The organism is Bradyrhizobium sp. LVM 105 (genome assembly GCF_003957705.1).
Taxonomy (GTDB): Bacteria; Pseudomonadota; Alphaproteobacteria; order Rhizobiales; family Xanthobacteraceae; genus Bradyrhizobium; species Bradyrhizobium frederickii.
This window is the reverse complement of record NZ_QZMV01000061.1, coordinates 1-5,118: the sequence shown is the minus strand read 5'-3', so window position 1 is coordinate 5,118 and position 5,118 is coordinate 1. Positions and strand designations below refer to the sequence as shown.

The window sequence follows — 5,118 nt, the reverse complement described above, 5'->3', positions numbered from 1 at the left end:
TCCTGCGAACAGAACCATGTCTGTTCGCCAAAAATCGATTCTCTCTCAACGGCTTGCGTGTTCTTCACAACCGACTAAACAGCAGTACTACAACTACATGATCTTGTAGGCTTACTCCGGCTGTTGGACGCGATTACTATTCTTTCTGTGTCACAAACGGTGGTCTGTGAAGTGGGCGAACTTGGTCGCAGGACAAGGATATCTCGACAGCGTCGGAGGCCGATCGATTTTATTGCGGTATCTATCCGGCGGTCCGCAAACTTCGAGCGGACGTTGCACCATCTTCAAACGCTCGGGCTTGGCGGTGGGATGCCCGCGATTTGTGCATTGTATGGACCGGCTGGCCTTGGGCGAGGTATCACGCGGTATATCGTTAGTGGGTGGGCTTGATTTGGCTGTGAGTTCCACGCCGCTGTTGATGCGATTCACGATGGGAAATGGTAGGTTACCGATTGGTAAGCTAATTGTTTTCGACGAATCGTGCGTTTCATGTCGTTGTTGTCTGGACGCGTAGGCAATGTACGTCCTTGCTCTGGTCACCCAAAAAGGCGGAAGCGGCAAGAGCACGCTGGCGGTCGGAATTGCAGTCGCAGCGGTGGGGAACGGGGAGCGCGTCGCAATTGTCGACGCGGATCTACAAGGCACGATTTCAAAATGGATAGAGCGGCGCGGCCATCCTCATCCGCGGGTCGTTCGGGTCGCCGATCCCGCCGAAATAGAAGGGGCGCTCGTCAGCCTTGAAGCTGAGGGGATCTCGCTTACGGTCATCGATACCGCCGCCACAAACAATGCACTGGCCATGCGCGCCATCGCGAGGGCCGATCTTTGCCTGATCCCGGTGCGTCCGAGTCCGGCCGACATCGAAGCTGCGATACCGACGCTGATTGCTATTCGTAGGCTCAACCGCCGATTTGCTTTCGTCCTCAATCAGACGCCAGCGCGGGGCTGTCGCCTGAGTGAAGCTGCAACGTCGCTCAATTCGCTCGGGGTGCTTGCGCTTCCCTATGTCGGACAGCGCAATGACCACCAGGACGCGCTTGGGGCAGGATTAGGCGTGACCGAGTTTGCACAAGAGGGAAGAGCCTCGGAGGAAGTTCGTGAGCTGTGGCGCTGGGTCTTGAAAAAGCTTGTCGAGAGGTCATCAGATCATGAGCCACACGCAAGCGAAAAAGCGGCGTACTAGGCAGATGCGTGCGCGACGCTCGCTGGTGGATCTTACCGCGGCGGCGAGCCGAGCCGTTGACGATGGCCTGTTTGTGTTGTCCGGCGAGATTGCTCCTTCCAATCCGCGCTCGGAGCACATAGGCGCGAATACGTCTGATCAAACAATCCTTGCAAGGCAAGCGACCCCTCCGATTCACGTTGCGGTGCTTGAATCTCGGAATGCGGCGGCGCCGCGTAAGGACGAACTCATAGATTGCGACAGTACCACCGAGATGATGGTAAAGGTTGTCGAGGACTCTCAAGACAGGGCTTCTGAAAACCTCAAAGCCAGCCTGAATGAAGCGGCGTCGAAAGACGTCGGCGGTTCCTGCCTTGAAAGCAAGTTTTTGCCCGTTCTCAAAGAAGCCGCAACAGAGTTCCACGCCGATGCGGTCGAATTGTTCGTGCAGGAGGAACCAAATGACGGCGCAAAGCAGCCGCAACCGCGATATATGCGGCGGCTCACTGACGAGGCGGTCAGATTACTGGACGATCTTCGCTGCGGAAAGCTGGAGAATCAGGCGAACTTCATCCTGAGCGAATGCTTCAGAGAAGCCGCCAGCGCGTTCTCCATCATCAATCAGCAGCTCAAGCGGGACGGCTATGCCGCGAGCATTGATCCATCAATTTTCATCTGGCTTGCTAATATCACCGAACCGGAGACGCGTGACGCCGCGACCATGCGGCTTGAGATTGTACCCAACCACCGAGGTCGTCCGAGCACATACGCACGCCAGGTCGCTCAATTCATCTGGCATCTTGTCGAGGGGCAGGGCTGCCGGCGACAGGCCGCATATCGGGGCGCGCTCACGAAGTTCACCGTAACCGAGAGTTTCGTCGAGAACGCCTATGCCTTTTGGGAGCCGATCTTCAAACGGGCGGGACCGCACGTGAGGATGCTGACCCGCATTTCAGATGCAGAAATGTAAAGCTAAGCAGCGTGGGCATTTGGCGTCCGCTTCGACCGAGGCCCAAGCACTTCGCCTCCTGGCTGTGCCTGCACCAGGCTACCAAGTCTCTAGCTGCAAGGTGTTCTCGTGGCGCACACGGAGATCGTCCAGTCGGGCAGTCGCACTGTTGCGGCTGGCAGTAACAACCGTCGGGCGGAGCGATACGGCGCTCGGTGCATTCTATCGCCGACTGTCCTCACGTATGGGTAAGTTAAAGGCGTTGAGCGACCGCCCGCAAGATCGCAGTTTAAGACCTTCCGGCACGGCATGCCCTGCAGAGATCCTGGTGCGGATCACTATGAGCAGCAACATCGCGGCCGTGTCCTCGCTACCCTTCAGCGCCGAACCAAAACTCGCGGCTTCGAGTTACAGGCAGTTCCAGGCGACTCCGATCCGGCTGTTTCTTAGGAAGTCGATCGCGATCTTTTCCGGAACCCGGACATGAGCTTCCGCTTCATCGAGACCAGCGCGACAGCTACCGCGCCCAGCCTTGGATAGCGGAGCTGTATGATCGCCAGACAGCCGCCACGCGCCGATCCTCGACCTGCAATCCAATCGTTACAGCATTAGCTTGTCCGGAGGAGCGTGAACGGCTGACTGTGACTGAGACGACAGCAAAGTTGCGCGATTGTCTGAATTAACTGCCAGCTTTCGTCCCGCCCCCCATCTGGTGTGGCACTATGCGCGTGCGGCTCATGCTGCTCGCCTCATTCGCAGCCAGAACATCGCTCGTCAACTCGACTTTCTTCGTGCCTCACGTCACGGTACGGCACCCGTATCCGTGAGAGGCGAAACAATCCATTGCTACGCCAGCGTATTCCAACATCTTCGGAACCTTCGGTTTCGCCGCCCGCGCTGCCTTGAGGATTCCGCGGGGGGATATCTTTTTTCTATCCCTACATCGCATGACCATTACTCAGGCGCCTCGTTTGTTTCGCCCGCTGTTCCCCACGATTGGGTGCGGCTCGCGCAGACGGCTAGGTGTCGGCCGCCGCGCGAAAGTTCGCCGCATTCTCTGCAGCCACAGCAAGGGCCCGAGACAACTCAAGCCTGATCCGCCGTCACTTGGAAATGAACGCCGACAATGCTCGCAATGGCGAGCGTGATTTCGTCGTCCACCTGCTCAATTATGATAGCAGCCGACTCGTCGAGTTCGATCTCGGCAATCCGTCCGATGAAATCATCCGGTTCATTTTCCATTACTGCACCCCATCCATCCGGCCACAATCTAAGGCAGAACTAACCGGTGCCTCGATGAGGCGACCTGAGCGGAACAATCGGAACGCCGCTACTTGGAATAACCTTCAAGCCAATGCGCTTGCTGGCGGCGCTCCAACTTCTTACAGCCTCGTTTGTTAGACAAGTCGCAGTCAATTCGTTCCAGGATCTTACAACACGTTCCCAACTCTCTTTCCGAGCGGGGAGAAGCGCGAGCATCCTTTGCGCCTTGCGCGAAGCCGCGAACTTCCCGCCGCGCTTCGCTTCTTTAAGAATTTTGCAAACCAGCTCTTCAGTTCGCTTGCACCCGGCGTCCGTCATTCTATCATCGACAAAGCAACCGAAGCATATTCGAAAGGATAAGGCACGGTCTGCAGCGACGTATGATGGTAAGCCCGGCTCGTTCAACCACTGATGAAGAGCTTCGAGCTGCTCTGATCCACCTAGCGTGAGAACATCGTCCCGCTCAAACATTAAAAATGCCGCGAAACCAGCGACCTCAAGCTGCATGTCCAAGTCTAGCGTTTCCAACCAACTGGTGATTGCTTTTAGTGGAGACATTGCCCTGCTCTCCTTTCTTGCAGTCGTGATTGGGGCTCGCAACTGACAGAGGGATCCGCTCGATAGCGATTCGAGCCCGGAGAACACGCACTGGTCAACTACAAGAATTTGTAGGTAAGGCTGCGCGTCACCAGGTCAGTCGCCCTGAACCACGTGCCGCGCGATCTCCGCGCCTTCGCCATCAAAGACCAGCACGACAGTTTCGCTAACGCGATCGTAGTCAGGATCGCCGCCGATATCCCGAGCAACGCTGGCGCCATACTGACTCGCGAGATCTGCCGAGCCGAACATCTCACCCTCGCCGTCCGGCTGAAGGCGACCGTTGTGGATCATCGGAAAATAATAGCGCTGCATATGAAGGCCCTCCACCGCGGCGATCATGCGCTCATATTAGAGCGGGACGCACCTGTCCAAAATGACAGGATCGTTGTGCAGCGACACCGGCAGCACCGCCCCACTCAACCATAGCGATATACCTCGCGCACTTTAGCTAACCACCGGACAATTACGGAGAGCGAAGCTGCTTTCTTTCCGGTGGACAGCCCTTGGTTGCGATAGTAACTTAGTCGTTTTTCAGGACGTGAGATTTTCTTATGCGCGACTGGCAACTGCCGTTTTCTCGCGTGTGCTTGGACTGCACCTCAAAGCGCGAACGAGTATCCTACCGCCGCTACACGGAGTGTTGGGCAGATTTGCAACGCGCTGCGATTTTGAGCGGTGCGTGATGCTGCTCTACATTTTCACGGTCATAATGATCGAGTCGTGGCTCGATTTCTGGCTAGCCCAACGTCTCGCCCCGGCATGCTGCCCGCGCTGGGGCACCTCACTCGGGGACACGATGGGAGAGTAATCTTGGAGTCCGCGGTCAGCCTGTCGGTCGTGATTGAAGCAGGACAGTCCGTCAGCCTTTCGTCAGCTATCGCGAGCGCACCCCGTGCCTTTTATGACTAACCCGCACACCGTAAGCAGCGCGGGCGCGACTCGGCGCCGGAAATGCGCAACGACGCTATCCCTGCCACACCCGCGCCGCCGGCGAAGTTAGCGGCAACGTGACTCGGCACCGCCATACCGATGAAGCGCTGTCCCTGCCACGTGCCGCCAACTTCGGGGCCAGCCTCAGCGGCGAAAGAATCTGACGATGGGATACATCTATCGGAAATGGGCGTGGCACAACTACCAGGACTGG

General features: G+C 57.3%; 5 protein-coding genes and 1 pseudogene. 3 read left to right on the top strand and 3 right to left on the bottom strand.

The annotated features are described in order from the left end of the window. Positions 1 to 517 precede the first annotated feature (517 nt). The 3 genes and pseudogenes from D6B98_RS39315 to D6B98_RS42135 form a co-directional block, all read left to right on the top strand. Positions 518 to 1,183, top strand: a complete 666-nt coding sequence (locus D6B98_RS39315; protein WP_126262219.1) for a nucleotide-binding protein — start codon at positions 518 to 520, stop codon at positions 1,181 to 1,183. After that, positions 1,149 to 2,132 (top strand): hypothetical protein, encoded by a 984-nt coding sequence (locus D6B98_RS39310; protein ID WP_126262218.1) that lies wholly within the window; start codon positions 1,149 to 1,151, stop codon positions 2,130 to 2,132. The genes D6B98_RS39315 and D6B98_RS39310 overlap by 35 nt, the downstream gene beginning before the upstream one ends. A 35-nt stretch (positions 2,133 to 2,167) precedes the next feature. After that, positions 2,168 to 2,561 (top strand): annotated as a pseudogene (locus D6B98_RS42135) (IS110 family transposase); the annotation flags it as partial. A gap of 636 nt (positions 2,562 to 3,197) precedes the next feature. Here the strand turns inward: D6B98_RS42135 and D6B98_RS39300 are convergent. The 3 genes from D6B98_RS39300 to D6B98_RS39290 all read right to left on the bottom strand — a co-directional run bounded on the left by D6B98_RS39300 (position 3,198) and on the right by D6B98_RS39290 (position 4,286). Then, entirely contained in the window at positions 3,198 to 3,353 is a 156-nt protein-coding gene (locus D6B98_RS39300) for a hypothetical protein (RefSeq protein ID WP_235884969.1), read from the bottom strand. A 39-nt stretch (positions 3,354 to 3,392) separates the two neighbouring features. Beyond that, the gene (locus tag D6B98_RS39295) at positions 3,393 to 3,932 is read right to left on the bottom strand and encodes a hypothetical protein (RefSeq protein ID WP_126262217.1); all 540 of its coding nucleotides are present in this window, start codon (positions 3,930 to 3,932) and stop codon (positions 3,393 to 3,395) included. A gap of 135 nt (positions 3,933 to 4,067) precedes the next feature. Then, positions 4,068 to 4,286, bottom strand: a complete 219-nt coding sequence (locus D6B98_RS39290) for a DUF6894 family protein (protein WP_126262216.1) — start codon at positions 4,284 to 4,286, stop codon at positions 4,068 to 4,070. Positions 4,287 to 5,118: the final 832 nt, after the last annotated feature.